General features: G+C 32.5%; 13 protein-coding genes and 2 tRNA genes. 7 read left to right on the forward strand and 8 right to left on the reverse strand.

What is annotated here, in order from left to right:
- The first annotated feature begins 192 nt into the window (after positions 1–192).
- From XJ44_RS01195 to XJ44_RS01215, 5 genes are all read left to right on the forward strand, one after another.
- Complete coding sequence (locus XJ44_RS01195) at positions 193–2,055, forward strand: hypothetical protein (RefSeq protein WP_233119493.1); 1,863 nt, start codon at positions 193–195, stop codon at positions 2,053–2,055.
- A 23-nt stretch (positions 2,056–2,078) separates the two neighbouring features.
- Positions 2,079–3,176 carry a BMP family lipoprotein gene (locus XJ44_RS01200; RefSeq protein ID WP_077197803.1) on the forward strand — a complete coding sequence of 366 codons (1,098 nt, stop codon included), beginning with the start codon at positions 2,079–2,081 and terminating at the stop codon, positions 3,174–3,176.
- A gap of 105 nt (positions 3,177–3,281) precedes the next feature.
- Positions 3,282–4,790: an ABC transporter ATP-binding protein gene (locus XJ44_RS01205; protein ID WP_269844016.1), complete on the forward strand. Its 1,509-nt coding sequence runs from the start codon at positions 3,282–3,284 to the stop codon at positions 4,788–4,790.
- A 1-nt stretch (position 4,791) separates the two neighbouring features.
- On the forward strand, positions 4,792–5,826 hold the full coding sequence (locus XJ44_RS01210; protein ID WP_077197805.1) for an ABC transporter permease: 1,035 nt from the start codon (positions 4,792–4,794) through the stop codon (positions 5,824–5,826).
- A complete protein-coding gene (locus XJ44_RS01215) occupies positions 5,823–6,782 on the forward strand; it encodes an ABC transporter permease (RefSeq protein ID WP_075665264.1) in 960 nt (319 codons plus the stop codon). The genes XJ44_RS01210 and XJ44_RS01215 overlap by 4 nt, the downstream gene beginning before the upstream one ends.
- A 97-nt stretch (positions 6,783–6,879) precedes the next feature.
- Here the strand turns inward: XJ44_RS01215 and XJ44_RS01220 are convergent.
- The 7 genes from XJ44_RS01220 to XJ44_RS01250 form a co-directional block, all read right to left on the reverse strand.
- Positions 6,880–6,957, reverse strand: a tRNA-Asp gene (locus XJ44_RS01220).
- Between the two features lie 85 nt (positions 6,958–7,042).
- A tRNA-Asp gene (locus tag XJ44_RS01225) sits at positions 7,043–7,120 on the reverse strand.
- An 87-nt stretch (positions 7,121–7,207) separates the two neighbouring features.
- Positions 7,208–7,915 (reverse strand): queuosine precursor transporter, encoded by a 708-nt coding sequence (locus XJ44_RS01230; protein WP_077287119.1) that lies wholly within the window; start codon positions 7,913–7,915, stop codon positions 7,208–7,210.
- Positions 7,916–7,927: 12 nt separating this feature from the next.
- A complete protein-coding gene (locus XJ44_RS01235; RefSeq protein WP_077197806.1) occupies positions 7,928–8,794 on the reverse strand; it encodes a DegV family protein in 867 nt (288 codons plus the stop codon).
- Positions 8,795–8,796: 2 nt separating this feature from the next.
- The gene (gene radA / locus XJ44_RS01240) at positions 8,797–10,119 is read right to left on the reverse strand and encodes a DNA repair protein RadA (RefSeq protein WP_075665266.1); all 1,323 of its coding nucleotides are present in this window, start codon (positions 10,117–10,119) and stop codon (positions 8,797–8,799) included.
- Positions 10,112–12,568 (reverse strand): ATP-dependent Clp protease ATP-binding subunit, encoded by a 2,457-nt coding sequence (locus XJ44_RS01245; RefSeq protein ID WP_075665267.1) that lies wholly within the window; start codon positions 12,566–12,568, stop codon positions 10,112–10,114. The genes radA and XJ44_RS01245 overlap by 8 nt, the downstream gene beginning before the upstream one ends.
- Positions 12,569–12,639: 71 nt before the next feature.
- Positions 12,640–14,868 (reverse strand): CehA/McbA family metallohydrolase, encoded by a 2,229-nt coding sequence (locus XJ44_RS01250; RefSeq protein WP_077197807.1) that lies wholly within the window; start codon positions 14,866–14,868, stop codon positions 12,640–12,642.
- A gap of 102 nt (positions 14,869–14,970) precedes the next feature.
- Here XJ44_RS01250 and XJ44_RS01255 point away from each other — a divergent pair, with 102 nt between their 5' ends.
- The gene (locus XJ44_RS01255) at positions 14,971–15,441 is read left to right on the forward strand and encodes a metallophosphoesterase (protein WP_077197808.1); all 471 of its coding nucleotides are present in this window, start codon (positions 14,971–14,973) and stop codon (positions 15,439–15,441) included.
- A gap of 271 nt (positions 15,442–15,712) precedes the next feature.
- Positions 15,713–16,639 (forward strand): magnesium transporter CorA family protein, encoded by a 927-nt coding sequence (locus tag XJ44_RS01260; protein WP_075665270.1) that lies wholly within the window; start codon positions 15,713–15,715, stop codon positions 16,637–16,639.
- A 27-nt stretch (positions 16,640–16,666) separates the two neighbouring features.
- Here XJ44_RS01260 and ltaE read toward each other — a convergent pair whose 3' ends face one another.
- Entirely contained in the window at positions 16,667–17,680 is a 1,014-nt protein-coding gene (gene ltaE / locus XJ44_RS01265; protein ID WP_075665271.1) for a low-specificity L-threonine aldolase, read from the reverse strand.
- Positions 17,681–17,697: the final 17 nt, after the last annotated feature.

The following is a 17,697-nucleotide window of genomic DNA, read 5'->3' on the forward strand; positions in this document are numbered from 1 at the left end:
GGTGCTTTTTTTATTGTTTCATTTTTGGGGTTCAGTGCACTATGAGGGTGTTTTTTTATACTGCTATTTTCCTTCAAATTTAATATAATCGAATTTATTAAAAAAAACTTAAATAAAAGTGAAAAAATTAATTTTATTGTAATTTTTTACAGAATTTATGCTATAATTCTTTGTAGATAAACTTTTAAATTCATGATAGAATTAGAATCCAAAAAACAACAAAGTGGAGGTGCTAATTTGATGAAACGGGCTTTATTTTTTTCTTTTTTAATAATCTTCTCAATAATGGTATTTACGATTAATCTGGAAAAATCAAAGGAGCTGTTCTTGTATTATATCCAAAATTTTGATAATCCCAGCGATGAATTTCTTTTGACTGTCAAAAAATCTATTGACAAAGATTTACTTTTATATAGATTTTACAAAATAGCACTAGTAGGTAGTGTTGAAAAGACAGATGTAACGAAAAAGGTTGGGGATTATCTTAATGTTATATACAAGCAAACAATATCTAAAGATTACAATGAACAGCTTGCACGTGCAATGTTTTTTTCGTACCTTGAATCCTCCCTTGAAAGAAAAAAGTTTGAACCCAGCTTTATTAAATCTTCCCCAAATTTCAATCAATTTTTTAACAAATACCAGTCAAAAGTAATTTTTGCTTCCAGAAACTTCATTTCAGATCTCTTTGCAAAACATTTAGGTGCAAAAATAGATCTCCCTCATGACATCGCCGCACCATATTATACATATGAATTTAAATATACACCAAAATTCAACCAACCTGAGTTTTTAGATGAAATAAAAATTTTGCTTAATAATGAAGAAATAAAGAGTAAATTTAATGAATACCTTGGAGAAATAAAAAAACACCCAGATAGATTATCCTATTACATAAATAGGTACACCAGCCTTATGCAAAGAAACATTATAAAAGATATTTCCAATTTAAAAAATCATTTCTCTGAGTATTTCGCAAAGCTTCCTCCCAAAAAAACAAATTTTTGGTGGATAAGGTGGATCATATATGTTTTAATCATACTAATTTTCTTTAAATCAAGAAAATGGAATTATGTTATTTTAACAATTTCTATTGTTGAAATACTATATTTGTTCTTAGCATTTGATGTACTTTCAAACACAGACGCAACTATATATGGGTTAATAGCCTTCTTTGCACTGATTGCTTCCATATTTATAACACTAAAAAACAAAAAAATATTTGATATTATCATTGTTTCATTATTAGTTCTTTCATTTTTCATTCCAGCGTTTTCTACAAAAGATCTACTCATGAAAAATCAAAAAGAATTTCAGAATTCCATATATTTTGATGAACTTACAAGCGACGTCTTAAAGGATAAATATTCTAGATTTTCAAATATTATTACCAATTTGTTGACAATTGTTAATTCAAGTATTAATAATACAGAAAGTATAGTAAATAGAATAAAAATTAACCTAAACGAAATTGATAAAAACGTAAAAACAGCTGAATACAAAAGCATTGAAAACTTTGATAATAGAATTAAAGATTTTAAAAGCCTAAAAGATGAACTATCAAACTATGTAATTGAAGAAGATATAAACAAAAGCCAATTTAAAAGAGCGGAAAAAGACCTAGAAAAGTTTTCAAACAAAATAGCAAAACTCTCTTCCGAAAAATTTGAAAAATTATTTGTATCAGAACTTAAAAGAAGACTAAATTTAGAAGAAATCGCTCCATCTGTTCGTAAATTGGAAAAAATTATATCAAATACAAAAGACAAAAATAGCTTAAAAATATACTTCTATAAAACAAAATTCGGCATAATAACTTTTGTTCTTATAACAATTGGTCTATTTTTATACACTTTAAAAAACAAAAATTATTTTATTTGGATAATAGCATCGATATTGTCATCAATATTAATGCTTATAACCCCCATTAATTACATTGTCCAATTCGGTGTACCAATGTTGAAACTAAATTATACATTTACTATTCCAACATTATTTATAATTTCCATTTTAATCTTATTTAACTCATTAAAATCTTTACCCAAAAAGGGTTAAACTCTTAAAAGGAGGGATATTTCATGAAGAAATTACTTGTTTTCATTTTAGCAATGTTTTTTGTGGTAAGTGCCTTTTCGTTTAAAGCAATTATGGTAACAGACACTGGAGGTCTTGGCGATAAGTCATTTAACGATGGAACTTGGGCAGGTATTCAAAGAGCCGGTGAAGATTTAGGAATAGAAACACAAGTTATTCAATCGTACGAACAAGCAGATTATATCTCAAACCTTACAAAAGCCGCTCAAGAAATACAAAAGGAACCAGATGGTGGTATCGTATATGCTGTAGGATTTATGATGACTGATGCTCTTTTCCAAGTTGCTCAACAATTTCCAGATGTATACTTTGCAGGAATAGACATTGCACCTCCAACAGAAGATGTTCCACCAAATGTAATATGTTTCTTATTCAAAGAACAAGAATCTGCGTTCTTGGTTGGATATATCGCAGCCGCAACTACAAGAACGGGAAAAGTTGGATTTATAGGTGGAATTCCTATTCCTCCTGTTGAAAGATTCAGATACGGTTTTGAAATTGGTGTGAAGGTATACAACGATTTACACGGAAGAAATGTAGAAATTTTAAAGGGTTATACAAATGCATTTAGTGATCCAAAAAAAGGTAAAGACCTTGCACTTTCACAATTTGCAGGAGGCGTAGATATTATATTCCACGCAAGTGGTGCTTGTGGTAATGGTATTATTGAAGCTGCAAAAGAAAAAATGGTATCACTCGTTGGAAAAGAAGATCTCGCAACAATTTTGGATTACGCATACTCAAACGGCGGATATTTTGCAATTGGTGTAGACGTTGATCAAGACTATATGGCACCTGGTATAGTACTTGCAAGTGCGATGAAAGGTGTTGATACAGCATCATATCTCGGTGTAAAATGGGCATACGAAGGAAATTGGATGCCAGGTATACACAAACTTGGTCTTAAAGAAAACGGTGTAAGAATGAGTCCAATGAAATACACAAAAGGGTTAGTTACTAATGATACACTTGCAGAACTTGCATACCTTGTTACACTCATTAAAAATGGCATACTTGTAATCCCAGAAACAGAAGAATCACTTAAATCCTTTAAGACCCCAAAAATAGCATTCCCATTCTAAAAGCTAAGGGGGACTCTCCCCCTGGCTTTGTTATTTTACCAAGGTAATAAAACTTTGGTAAAGTAACAAAGCAGAAAGGAGGATTACATTGTGTATGCAGTAGAAATGGTAAACATTGTAAAAAGGTTCCCCGGAGTTTTGGCAAATGATCACGTCACCATTAGAATAAAAAAAGGCGAAATACACGCCATTGTCGGTGAAAATGGTGCTGGAAAGTCTACGCTAATGAATCAACTTTACGGATTATATCATCCAGATGAAGGTGATATCTTTATCAACGGACAAAAAGCACAAATCAAAGGACCAAAAGATGCTATTAAAAACGGGATCGGTATGGTCCACCAGCATTTTATGCTTGTTGATACATTAACCGTTGCAGAAAATATAGTTTTAGGTAGTGAACCTACTAAAGGCATGAACTTTGATTTAACAAAAGCAAAAAAAGATGTAAAAGAACTATCTGAAAAGTATGGATTGCTAGTTGATGTAGACGCAAAAATAGAAGATATTTCCGTAGGAATGCAACAAAGAGTGGAAATTTTAAAAACATTGTACAGAGGAGCAAACATAATAATACTTGATGAACCTACAGCAGTATTAACACCTCAAGAAGTAGAAGAACTATTTGAAATAATGAGAAAGTTAAAAAAAGATGGAAAAACTATTTTGTTTATCTCGCACAAACTTCATGAAGTTATGGAAATAAGTGAAAGAATAACGGTTATGAGACTTGGAAAAGTAACTGGTGAACTTGAAACTTCAAAAACAAATCCACGAGAAATTGCAAGGCATATGGTGGGAAGGGATGTTGTATTAAGAGTTGAAAAAAAACCTCATGAACCAAAAGATGTAGTATTTGAAATAAAAAACCTTGTTGTAAATGACAATAGAGGGTTAACAGCGGTAAATAACGTCTCTTTTTCAATAAGGAAAGGTGAAATTGTAGGAATCGCAGGTGTTGCAGGAAATGGTCAAACCGAACTTGTTGAGGCTATAACAGGTTTAAGAAAAATTAAAAGTGGTCAAATATTGTTTGAAGGTAAAGATGTTACAGGTGCAACTCCAAAGCAACTTAGGGGATTGGGACTTTCGCATATCCCTGAAGATAGATTAAAACATGGAATCATTGAAGAATTTGAAGCATATTACAATGTTATTTTAGGTCAACACTATAAATCCCCATTTTCAAATGGGACATTTTTAAATCACAAAAACATATTTGAATATACAAAAAATCTTATGGAAGAATTCGATGTTCGTCCAAGGAGAATAGAACATTTAGGTGGGAATTTTTCAGGTGGTAACCAACAAAAATTAGTTGTGGGACGTGAAATTAGAATGGATCCAAAGTTTCTTGTAGTTGCACAACCCACCCGTGGTCTTGATGTAGGTGCTATTGAATTCATTCACAATCAAATATTGAATATGAGAGAAAAAGATGTTGGAATTTTGCTAATTTCAATGGAACTTGAGGAAATATTCTCGTTAAGTGATCGCATTTTGGTAATGTATGAGGGAGAAATAATGGGTGAAGTAAAGCCAAAGGAGACTACTGTTGAAGAAGTAGGTTTAATGATGATAGGCCAAAGATTAGAAGAGGTACGGAGGGGATAAGATGAATAAAAAAGTATCAGCAATACTCATTCCAATAATTTCTGTTTTAATTGCATTGTTAATTTCAACGATAATAATACTTCTTATTGGAAAAAATCCTTTAGTTGCATACTCTGCTTTAATTAGAGGATCATTTGGTTCAAAACAAGCAATTGCAGATACAATAATTAAAACCACTCCTCTAATATTAACGGGTCTTGCGGTTGGTTTTGGTTTTAGAGCTGGTGTATTTAACATTGGTGCTGAAGGTCAAATGGTTATGGGAGCGTTAATTGCTGCAACTTTTGCAGGAAATTTTGGGTTACTTCCCCCGATAATCTCCATTCCATTAACAATATTAATTGCGATGTTAGTAGGTGCAGGTTATGCTGCAATAGCTGGTTTTCTTAAGGCAAAAACTGGGGCACACGAGGTAGTTACAACAATAATGTTAAACTGGATAGCCACATACTTTGCCTCTTATATGGTTACAGGTCCTTTGAAAGTTGGATCTGGTACACCTAAAAGTCCGGAAATTGCAGATTCCGCTCAACTTCCTATCTTAATGAAAGTTGGTGCTATTGAACTGAGCGCTGGAATAATCATCGCAGTTGTCGCTGCAATATTTATGTATATTCTTCTAAACAAATCAACAACCGGTTATGAAATAAAAGCTGTAGGTTTTAATCCATATGCAGCAGAATACGGGGGAATCTCCGTTGCAAAGAATATCGTACTTGCAATGGCAATAAGTGGCGCACTTGCAGGTCTTGCAGGCGCAACTGAATTAATGGGAGTACACCATAGATTTCTCGGTGAACTTTCCGGTGGTAAGGGATTTGACGGTATCAGTATCGCATTAATTGGTCAAAATAATCCGATAGGAATAATCTTTGCAGCACTTTTAATAGGTGCATTAAGAACGGGAAGTAATGAAATGCAATTTGTCGGGGTTCCAAAACATATGGTTATGATAATACAAGGTATAGTTATCTTTCTTGTAGCTGCCGATAGAATAGTACGCACTATTATGATCAGAAAGAAGGTGGAAAAATGAGAATATTAGAGGCAATATTTCTAGTATTTGCAAACCCTCTTTTTTATAAAATTACATTAACAGCTTCAACTCCTTTAATATTTGCTTCACTTGGTGGTGTTTACAGTGAAATTACCGGCGTTGTCAACATTGCATTAGAAGGTATTATGCTCCTTGGAGCGTTTACATCTGTAGTATTTACATATTTTACTGGTAGTGTGTGGATTGGAATATTAATGGCAGTAGTCTCTGGTGTTGCCTTTGCATGGTTGCATGCTTGGGGAAGTATTAAATGGGCTGGAAACCAGGTAGTTTTGGGAACTGCATTAATACTAATTGCACAAGGTGTAACCGGATTTTTAATGGTACCAATTTTTGGAAAACCAGGACAAACTGATTTTGTTGGAAAAGTTAAAGAAATAAAGATTCCAGGTCTTTCAGATATACCTTTTATTGGAAAGATATTTGGAGAGTTAAGTCCATTTATATACATAGCGTTCATATCAGTTGCATTTTCATGGTGGCTTATATACAAAACCAAATTGGGACTTAGAATGAGAGCTGTAGGTGAAAACCCAGAAGCTGCAGATACTCTAGGTGTTAATGTCTACGGTATAAGATACTTTGGAGTTTTAATGAGTGGTGTTTGGGCAAGTCTTGCAGGTGCGTATCTTAGTATCGGTGAAGTAGGACATTTTAGAGAATTAATGTCAGGTGGAAGAGGTTTTATTGCACTTGCAGCTATGATTTTGGGAAAATATAATCCAGTTGGTGCAATGCTTGCAAGTTTGTTATTTGGTGCATCAAGTGCTTTTGCTAATCAAATGCAAAGTAGTTCTCTAATCCATGTTTCAGCTACAGTTAAACCATTATTTGATATGATACCATTTGTCCTTACAATAATCGTTGTTGCAGGATTCGTTGGAAAATCACGTCCACCAAAAGCTGATGGAGTACCATATGAAAAAGTATCATAATGAAAAAGTATCAAAAAAAGGCTTCGGATTATCCGAAGCCTTTGATCTATTTATATACAAAATAAAAAAGACGAAGCTTGGACTTCGTCTTTTTAATTGGCGGGGACGACGGGATTTGAACCCGCGGCCACCGGTGTGACAGACCGGCGTGATAACCAGGCTTCACCACGTCCCCAACTCTGGTAAGGAAATTTTATCACGATATTCTAAACTTGTCAATTATCCTCTATCAAAGGCAAAGCCCAATGCTTTGCCTTATCTGGCGGGGACGACGGGATTTGAACCCGCGGCCACCGGTGTGACAGACCGGCGTGATAACCAGGCTTCACCACGTCCCCAACTCATCTTTTTTACAAAGACCATTATTTATTTTGCCATATACTCTTTGTTTTGTCAACATATCTTTTAGTAAAATTTTAGTTAATTTATCCTTCGTTTTTTACTAATTCATTAATCTTTCCTTTATCAAATAAAAACTTTGCTATATATAGAAAAGGAGTGTCAGCAGCTGCTACTATCCATTTGAAAAAATATGTTGTCCACAAAATACTCCAAAACACATTTAACTCATAAACACCCCAAAACGCTATAAAACAAAACACAAAACTATCAATAAGCTGTGAAATCATTGTTGATAAATTATTTCTTATCCATAGATATTTTGTTTGAGGAAATTTCTTTTTCCATATATGAAAGGCCCAGATATCGTGCATTTGCGAAAGCCAATATGCAGAAAGTGATGCAATAACTATTCTTGGCATAAAAGAAAAAATGGTAACCAACGCTTCCTGTGAAAAATCAGATGCATCTGGTTTAAACAACAATGCAATTTGCATCATTATTGTCATGGTAATTAAACTCAAAAAACCAACCAAAACTGCCTTTCTTGCTTCCTTTTTCCCATAATTTTCGGAAAGGATATCAGTAACCAAAAATGTAGTTCCGTAAACTATATTCCCCAATGTTGCAACAAATCCAAATAACTCTACCGTCTTAATAACTTGGATATTTGCAATAATAGTTGCCAAAGTAGTCCAAATAAACAATCCAGTCTTACCAAAATACTTGTAAAAAATTAATATACCGGAAAAGTTAGCAACCATCAATACTATCCAAAGGATTTCGTTACTCACCAAAATACCTCCTTATTCTAATATTTCTATCCCAAAACCAGCCATTCCAATTCCCACATGTGTCGAAATTACCTTTCCAGTACTCGACTTATCAAAATAAACTACTTGGTATCTTTCTTTTATTAATTTGTACATTTCATCAACATGTTCTCCTCCATTGCAATGTATACCCGTTAAACCAATCTTTTTTCCTATTTTTACTCCTTCTTCCTCCATCTTAGTCAAAATCATATTATAAGCCTTTTTATACCCTCTAACCTTATCAAAAGGTATTAATTCACCCTCATCATTAATATAAATACCAACTTTTATCTTCAGTAAATTCCCGACAAATCCAGAAAATCTACTAACTCTTCCACCTTTAACCAATGAATTAAAATCAGATACAAAAAAGATCGCATGAAACTTCTTATTTTTTCTTGCATCAATAATTTTCTTTTCAACTTCTTCTAAATCCAGACCAGCATCTAGCAACTCCCTTGCATATCTTGCCATGTTGGAAATAATTGAAGATGCCATTCTTGTATCTATAACCTTTATTGGTATATCAAATTCTTGAGATGCAAGTAATGCTGAATTGTATGTACCTGATATTTTTGTAGATATTGTTAAAACCAAAATCCCTTCATATCCTTCTTCTATAGCTCTCATATATGCATTTTGAAACTGCACAATTGATGGCTGAGATGTTTTTGGCAATTCTTGTGCGCTTAAAAGTTTCTCGTAAAATTTTTTCAATTCTTTTTCATTTCTTGTATCATCTGGTTCGCTTTCACCACTTATCCAATTAATATGTAGCGGTACAATTTCAATATCATACTTTTCAAGCCAACTTTCCGGAATATCAGATGTACTATCTAAGATAATCTTTGTCTTCATATTTACCCCTCCTCTAAAATCTTTCTATGCAATTCTTTAATATTTCTAACCTTTAATATTTTATCACCTTTAATATTTTCATCATAAGGAATTATAAATCTTTCAAATCCAGCTTTTTTCGCATTTTCAATTCTTTTTGCCAAATCCCGTACTTTTCTAACACTACCATCCAAACCTACCTCTCCAATAACCACCATTTTACCCAAATACTTATTAAATAACGAAGATAGTATAGAAGCAGCAATTGCAAGATCACTTGCCGGATCTGTAATTTTAATACCACCTGATACATTTAAATAAATATCATGTGCATCTATTGGCAAATTTAAATGTTTTGAAATTACTGCACTTAATATTATCAACTTTCTTACATCAACTCCATGTGAAATCCTTCTTGAAGTAGCTATTTTATCTCTTGATACAAGACTTTGAATCTGAACCAAAATAGGTTTTGTTCCCTCATACAAACAAGAAATAATATTTCCCGGCATTTCACTCTCTTCGATAAAAACCTTATTTTTCAATTCTTCAAGACCCGTACTCTTCATTTGAAAAACGGCTATTTCCCCACTAGGTCCAAATCTATTTTTTAAAACTCTTAATATACGAAAATCCGTTGTTTTTTCCCCCTCAAAATAAATAACGGTATCCACTATATGCTCAACTAATTTAGGACCAGCTATATTACCTTCTTTGTTTACATGCGCAATCAATAAAACGGAAATTTTTCTTTCCTTTGAGTACTTTCTGATTTTCTCTACAACGGTCCTTAACTGCAAAATTCCACCTGGAACACCTTCAACTTTATTTGAAAAAATAGTTTGTATAGAATCAAACACGATAAATATAGGAGAAATTTTTTCTATATTCACAAAAATAGATTCTAGTTCATTATCAGTAGTAACATACAAACTTTCATTTTTCACATTTAATCTTTTAGATCTTAGGGCAATTTGTTCTATGCTTTCTTCACCACTAACATACAAAACCTTTCCAACTTTTGAAATTAAATAACTAATTTGAAGTGCAAGCGTACTTTTTCCAACACCAGGCTCCCCACCTAAGAGAATAACTTGTCCTGGTACAATTCCCCCACCAAACAATCCATCCAATTCTTCTTTACTTGTTTTAATCCTTTCAATCTTCAAAATATTTAAATCATCACTAAGCAAAAAAATGCGGGACCCTTTCCCCGCATTTATTTTCTCTTTCACTTCAAATTCCTTTGCACTATCCCAAGCATTACAAACGGGACATCTACCAAACCATTTTGGTGATTCATACCCACAACTGTCGCAAACATATACTTTTTTGGCTTTACTCATTCTTTACCTTTACCTTCTTTTCTCTCTTTTTCTTAAACACAATTTTTCCTCTTTCATATGAACATAAAATAATGTCATTTTCTTTAAATTTTCCCTTTAACAATTCCTCTGATAGAGGATCCTCTATATATCTTTGAATAGTTCTCTTCAAAGGTCTTGCACCATATGCCGGTTCATATCCTTCCTGTACCAAAAAGTCTTTTGCACTTTTTGTTAATTCAAGTTTCAATCCTTTTGATTCTAACCTACTTCTAATATCTTTCAACAAAATATCTATAATTTCTCTAATGTGCTTTTCAGTTAGCTTGTGGAATACTACAATTTCATCTATTCTATTTAAAAATTCCGGTCTAAATGTTTTCTTTACTTCTTCAATAACCTTGGATTTCATTTCACTAAATTCCGCATTTAAATCTTCACTGTCGACAAATCCTAAAGATTTTTTACCTGAAACTATTTGGGCTCCTCCAATATTACTAGTCATTATAATTATTGCGTTTCTAAAATCTACGATGTGCCCCTGAGAATCTGTTAGTCTTCCATCATCCATTATTTGCAGTAACAAATTAAATACATCTGGATGTGCTTTCTCAATCTCGTCAAATAAAATAACCGAAAATGGTCTTCTTCTTACCTTCTCCGTAAGAGTACCTCCTTCTTCGTAACCCACATAACCAGGAGGCGCACCTATTAACCTAGAAACTGAGAACTTTTCCATATACTCACTCATATCAAACCTTATTAACGCCTTTTCATCCCCAAACAAATATTCAGCTAACGTCTTTGCAAGTTCAGTTTTTCCTACCCCAGTAGGTCCAAGAAACAAGAAAACGCCAACTGGCCTTCTTGGATCTTTCAAACCACTGCGAGCACGTCTTATAGATCTAGCAATTGCCTTTACAGCTTCATCTTGACCTACCACTCTATTGTGAAGTGCTTCTTCAAGCTTTAATAACTTTTCGCTTTCTTCTTCTTCAAGTTTCTTTAAAGGAATACCTGTCCAATTTGCCACAACCTCTTCAATATCTTGAACATCTACTACTATGACACTGGTTTCTACTTTTTCCTTCCACTCTTCGTACTTTCTAGTATACTCTGATTTCAATTGCTGTTCTTCCTCTTTTAATTTTGCCGCTTCCTCGTAATTTTGGTTTGCCACTGCTATTTCCTTTTGAAGTTTAATATTCTCAATTTTATTTTTATAAATATACAAATCATTCGGCATAACAAACGCCTTTAACCTTGCACGTGCTCCCGCTTCATCTATAACATCTATAGCCTTATCAGGCAAGAAGTGATCACTAATATATCTTTGTGATAAATACACCGCCGCTTCTAGTGCTTCATCAGTGTATTTTACTTTGTGATGCAACTCATATTTTGGCTTTAACCCTCTTAATATTTCAATTGTCATCTGTGCAGATGGTTCTTGAACGTAAATCTTTTGAAATCTTCTTTCAAGAGCTGCATCTTTTTCAATAAACATTCTGTACTCATCTGGAGTAGTTGCCCCGATACACTTTACCTCACCTCTTGCAAGTGCAGGTTTTAATATATTTGCCGCATCAACGGCCCCTTCTGCAGAGCCTGCACCTACAATCATATGAATCTCATCTATAAACAATATTATATCCTTTTCATTTTTCAAAACTTGCAAAAGTTTTTTCATCCTCTTTTCAAACTCACCACGATATTTTGTACCTGCAACAAGAGATGCCACATCCAAAGAAAAAATAGTTTTTCCCTTTAAAGGTTCTGGAACCTCACCTGCAACTATTCTTTGAGCAAGTCCCTCAACAATTGCCGATTTTCCAACACCTGGTTCTCCAATCAATACGGGATTGTTTTTCTTCCTCCTAACAAGTACTTGCATAACCCTCTCAATTTCCAAATCTCTACCTATTACCGGATCAAGTTCTCCTTTCAACGCTAAAGCTGTAAGATTAACACCAAACCCTTCAAGTTGTCTTGTTCTTTTAACAATTTCATTTTCCAAATCCAAATAATCTGATTCCTCATCCGTCATATTTCCAGATAACTCCCTTCTTAATTGTTGAATATTAATTCCCATTTTTCTTAAAATATGTACCGCTATACCTTCTCCTTCTTTTAAAATACCCAAAAAGAGATGAAAAGGTCTTATCTTATCATCACCCATATCTTTTGCTTCTTCATAAGCTATCTCGGTAACTCTCTTTGCTCTAGGAGTCATCTGAGGAGACATTATAAATCCCCTCATTCCCATACCAACTATTGAAATTATTTCATTTCTAATCTTCGAATAAGAAATTCCATATCCTTCTAATATTTTCCTTAATCTTTTATCATTCAATTTTAAAATTGCAAGCAACAAATGTTCCGTCCCAACATATGAATGTCCTAATTCTTTTGCTTCTTCTTGAGCTGTTACAAAAACCTCGGCGGACTCTTCCGAAAACTTATCAAACATATATTTCACCTTCCTTTCTGTCCGCACCTTATTTAAATTATACCTTAAATAAACGAAAATATCAATTTTTATTAATTTGATAATATATTTTCAATAAACACCTTATCGTACTCAAAATCATAGTCTGAAAAAATGGATTTTCCCAAAACAATTACTTCTCCATTCCCAATTACTTCTTTTGCAGCAAGTACGATTTTTTTCACAACTTTTGCATCACCATTTCCATCACTATCTTCATTATACGCCGTATCTGAAGAAATTAATACTATGGCATTATAACCTACTATTAAAGAACAAGGACTATAAAATCTTACACCATTTACCAAGATTTTATACTTTGCTCCATAGTTATTAACATCATCGAGAACTTGATCATCATTAAATCTTATACTTGAACCCAAATATTCTAAAATTTCGTTTAAAGTTCCAGTATTTCCACCATTTCTAAAATCACTCTTTGAAGTTATAATAACTTTTCCACCGTTTTGAATAAATATTTTTATGTTATAAATCTCATCTTGTGTATAGCTTTTACCATTTTGAATTATTAAAATATCACCACTTTTATTAATCTTTTGGATATATTCTACTTCAAAACCTTTCTCCTTTAAAAAAGATTCAAATTTTGTCAATTTTTCTTTCCCATAATCATTTCCATGCCCAATATCTATTAAAACCCTTTTAGAAACATTCGAAAAAACACCAAAATATTTATCTAAATCCTCTAAGTTCATTACCGTAGCATTTAAAAGTTTTCTGTATATTTCAAAATAATTTTCATCGCTTCCCTTTATTAAAATTATCTTTCCTTTAAATTCCTTTAAAGCTTTTAGTTCTGGACTTAAAAGATCTTTTGAAAAATCGAATCCGTCAATTTTGGGCGTAGAAATAATCAATATATCAACATTTTCAAGATTATTCAAAAATCTCTTTGGGTATAAAACCTTGTATCCATTTCTTCTAAGTATTTCTGCAAATTTTTTCAAATAATCCAAATGATCATTTTCATGCAAAGTATCTATTACAACAGTCTTTTTATAACTTTTTATAAATACTTTAAGTGATTGAACAAAGATCCCATCCACGTAAAACTCTACTTTATTGCTTCCAGATGATAATTCTAAATCTAAAATTTTATGTCTATTCTCATAAGCATTTAGTAAAACATCTTCAGAATACAATAATTTATTATTCACCTTGATTCCCAAATGTACATCCTTTTCTTTAGGAATTATATTGTAAATATCAAAAGATAATTTTCCATTAAAATAATTACAATTGTTTACGTAGACATCGCTACTCTTTTGAAAAAATATTGGTGCAGTTACAATTTCATCACCATCAGACTGTTTTACATAAACATAATACCATTCATAACCATCTGGTATCTTAATTTTAACATCCGTTGCATAATCATTTAAATTTGGAAATGCACTAACGATTGTGCCACTTTGTGATACAATCGCAAAATAAGTTAATATATCATCATCTTTATACTTGAAATGTAAAATCGCTTCATCTGGGCTTTCTACAATATCTCCCATAATATAATTTTTATAACTAAATGAAACCTTCACGTTTTTATCCTCAGTACCAAATGTGTGTCTACTCCAAAGTGCTCCCATTACATCTTCATATGTCAAAGTATTCGAAATAATACCTGTTCTTCCTTCATTTGCACTTCCCCAATTTGCCTTGTGATTATCTTGACCAACAGTTGCACCTAAATGCCATCCCTTATTTAACGCCAAATTATAATTTTTTAACATTTCATTACTAATAACATCTCCTTGTTTCCAATTTCCATTTCCCACTTCAATTAAATTCATATATTTATCCGCTTCTGGATAATATTCAAAATCATTAAAGTTCCCGAAAATCTTGATAGGATGGTTAAACTGCCCCAACTTCTTGTGCTTGATTATCCACTTGTAAAAATCTTCTGCAGAAGGCACATTATTTCTGTCAACCCATTCTAAAGATTCATAAACATTAATATGGCCTATTCCAGAAGTCCATTCAAAACCTTGTAGTGCAATAAACTTTCCTTCTATTGTTGCATTTTCAGCCGCTTTTTTAGTCAAAAAAGGTTTAGTCTTCCCATCTATTAACTGAGTAAAATAATACGCATGATCAGTTACAGCCTGAACATCAACATAACTTTTCGCATAATTATACGCATCTTCAGGCAATAACTTTCCATCTGAATAAGAAGTATGTGCATGTAAATTACCGTAATATATATTTGCAAATGAAAAAAACGTAGCTAAAACCAAAAACAATACTACTATTTTTTTCATAGTCTCACCTCAAAATTTTATTTTTCCTTGCCAAATAATTATAACCTAATTTTGGAATGTAAAAAAAAAAATTATGCTACAATATTGTAAAGGGGGGATAATATGTGGCTTATCTTAAGTGATTCGCATGATAATTTAACAAAGGCAAAGGAAATAGAGAAGATTATTTCCAAATATTCAATTGAAGCAGTCTTTCACTGTGGCGATTTTGTTGCACCATTTATACTACCGTACTTTTTAAAAGAACAATTTTACGGTGTTTTTGGGAATAACGATGGGGAAAAATTGCTGTTATCTCAAAAATCAAATTATAGAATAAAACCAGGACCATATGAAATAACACTTAATAATTTTAAAATATTGATAATGCACGAGCCATACGCGTTAAATGCGGCAAAAAATAGCGATTTATATGATTTTGTATTCTTTGGCCATACTCATGAATTACTAGCGGAAAAACACAACAACACACTTATAATCAATCCCGGCGAATCATCTGGTTGGCTCACAGGAAAGGCAACTGCTTTTATTTTAGAACCTTTGACAAAAAAATATGAAATTCTAAACATTTGAGATACTAAAATACAAATGCTTTAAAATTGACAAAATAATTTTTCAAGATTAAATTCACTTATGAAAAGAAATCTTTTAATTTTTTAAATTTTGAAAACAACAAATTAAGTTTTAAAGAAAAAATAATACAGATTAATGAAAAGTGATATAATTTAGAAAGGCCAATATATAGGAGGTGAAAAGGTAATGAGTAGTGATAGTTTCAGTTGCAGTTACTCAGACGAACCTTTGCCACGACCACCGTAAAAAATATATAGAGGAGGTAATAAAAATGGTAAAATTTTACACCACAAAAGAAAACAAAATTGTGGAAGTTGAAAAATTTGTTGAGAACTCTCTAATCAAAGTTATTGATCCTTCCGCTGATGAAATTCATATGCTTTCAAGTTTATTGCAATTTGACCCGGATTTTGTATACGACTCACTTGATGATGACGAAAGGGCACGTATTGAAGTAGATGAAGATACCGTATTAATAATCCTAAAAATTCCTAAGAAGTTCGATAGTAGCTCAAAGATTCCTTATCGAACTGTATCAGTTGGTATAATTATTGGAAAAAATTATACCATTTTTTCCTCAAAAGAACCCGTAGAATTTATAGAACATATGATCAAAAATAGTAAATTTGATATCAACAAAAAGAGCCGCATGATCTTTCAAATTTTTCTCATAAATGCGAAGGTTTTTCTTGCATATTTAAAGGAAATAAATAAAACCATTAGCATTATTGAAGAAGAATTACATAGATCAATGAAAAATAAAGAGCTTGAAGAAATGATGTACCTTGAAAAAAGTTTGGTATATTTTACTACTTCACTAAGATCAAATGAAATAATGATGGAAAAATTACTTAGGGGAAATATTATAAAAATTTATGAAGAGGATAAAGATGTTTTAGAAGATGCCATTATCGAAAACAGGCAAGCAATAGAGGTTTCAAATATATACAGTGACATTTTGGCAGGGATGATGGATTCATATGCCTCTGTTATTTCAAATAATTTAAATATTGTCATGAAAATATTAACAGTTGTTACTATATTAATGCAGATTCCGACAATAATAACTAGTTTCTACGGCATGAACGTGAAATTACCAATCCAGCATAATTCCTTGGCTTATTTATATATAATCATATGGTCCATTGGAACTGTGGCACTCACACTTGTTTGGTTTAAAAAGAAAAAATGGTTATAATCTCCTTTCAGCCAAGCTGAAAGGAGATTAATTGAAAAACTTTGCCATGGTTTCTACAACATAATCAATATCCTCTCTTTTTATCCAATAATGTGTAACAAACCTAAACACTCCGTCCTCTGGCGGGTTTATTTTTATGTTGTTTTTTAAAAGATACTCAATAAATTCATTTGTGGAAAAATTCTTATCAATCTTGAAAAATACCATGTTTATTTCAACCTTTTCGACAATTTCTATAAAGGCAAAATTACTCAACCTTTTTGCCAAATATCTTGCGTTTTCATGATCTTCTTCCAATCTAAAACGCATTTTTTCTAATGCAACAATGCCCGCCGCAGCTAATATTCCCACTTGCCGCATACCACCGCCCATTATTTTACGCTTTTTTCTCGCCCTTTCAATAAACTCCTTGTTTCCAACCAAAAGTGAACCAACAGGTGCACATAACCCTTTTGAAAGACAGATATTTATAGAATCAGCATATTTTGCAATTTCTTTTGGTTCCACCTTTAGAAAGGTTGACGCATTAAACAATCTTGCTCCATCTAGATGAATAGGAATATTTCCTGCTATTTCTCTTATTTTTTTAAAGTTATCCAAAGGTATTACATTCCCATTTGAATGGGCATTTTCAAGACAAATCAATCCTGTTCTGGGATAGTGTATATCTTCAACCTTCCTTATCTTACTCTCTAAAACTTCAGGAATCATCGCACCTTTTTTTGTCTCAACTGTTCTTAGCTGCACACCTGCAATTACAGCAGCAGCACCTGCTTCATGCTGGACTATATGATAGTTGTCACCGATAATAACCTCATCTCCTCTTTGACAATGGGTAAACAAAGCAAGTTGATTTGCAAAAGTACCACTTGGAACAAACAAGGAAGCTTCTTTTCCCAATATATCTGCACATAACTTTTCAAGCTTGTTTACCGTTGGATCATCCATATATACATCATCTCCAACTTCTGCGTATGCCATTGCCTTTCTCATCTCTTCTGTAGGTTTTGTTACTGTATCACTTCTTAAATCTATGTACATTAGAACACCTCCTTATC

Source organism: Thermosipho affectus (genome assembly GCF_001990485.1).
In the GTDB taxonomy this organism is placed as follows: domain Bacteria; phylum Thermotogota; class Thermotogae; order Thermotogales; family Fervidobacteriaceae; genus Thermosipho; species Thermosipho affectus.

What these genes read in the sequence shown, in the direction of transcription:
- XJ44_RS01260 (WP_075665270.1), top strand. Translation starts at nt 15,713, where the DNA reads ATGGTAAAATTTTACACCACAAAAGAAAACAAAATTGTGGAAGTTGAA.
- XJ44_RS01235 (WP_077197806.1), bottom strand. Translation starts at nt 8,794, where the DNA reads ATGAAGACAAAGATTATCTTAGATAGTACATCTGATATTCCGGAAAGT.
- XJ44_RS01255 (WP_077197808.1), top strand. Translation starts at nt 14,971, where the DNA reads ATGTGGCTTATCTTAAGTGATTCGCATGATAATTTAACAAAGGCAAAG.
- XJ44_RS01205 (WP_269844016.1), top strand. Translation starts at nt 3,282, where the DNA reads ATGGTAAACATTGTAAAAAGGTTCCCCGGAGTTTTGGCAAATGATCAC.
- XJ44_RS01200 (WP_077197803.1), top strand. Translation starts at nt 2,079, where the DNA reads ATGAAGAAATTACTTGTTTTCATTTTAGCAATGTTTTTTGTGGTAAGT.
- radA (WP_075665266.1), bottom strand. Translation starts at nt 10,119, where the DNA reads ATGAGTAAAGCCAAAAAAGTATATGTTTGCGACAGTTGTGGGTATGAA.
- XJ44_RS01245 (WP_075665267.1), bottom strand. Translation starts at nt 12,568, where the DNA reads ATGTTTGATAAGTTTTCGGAAGAGTCCGCCGAGGTTTTTGTAACAGCT.
- XJ44_RS01250 (WP_077197807.1), bottom strand. Translation starts at nt 14,868, where the DNA reads ATGAAAAAAATAGTAGTATTGTTTTTGGTTTTAGCTACGTTTTTTTCA.
- ltaE (WP_075665271.1), bottom strand. Translation starts at nt 17,680, where the DNA reads ATGTACATAGATTTAAGAAGTGATACAGTAACAAAACCTACAGAAGAG.
- XJ44_RS01215 (WP_075665264.1), top strand. Translation starts at nt 5,823, where the DNA reads ATGAGAATATTAGAGGCAATATTTCTAGTATTTGCAAACCCTCTTTTT.
- XJ44_RS01210 (WP_077197805.1), top strand. Translation starts at nt 4,792, where the DNA reads ATGAATAAAAAAGTATCAGCAATACTCATTCCAATAATTTCTGTTTTA.
- XJ44_RS01195 (WP_233119493.1), top strand. Translation starts at nt 193, where the DNA reads ATGATAGAATTAGAATCCAAAAAACAACAAAGTGGAGGTGCTAATTTG.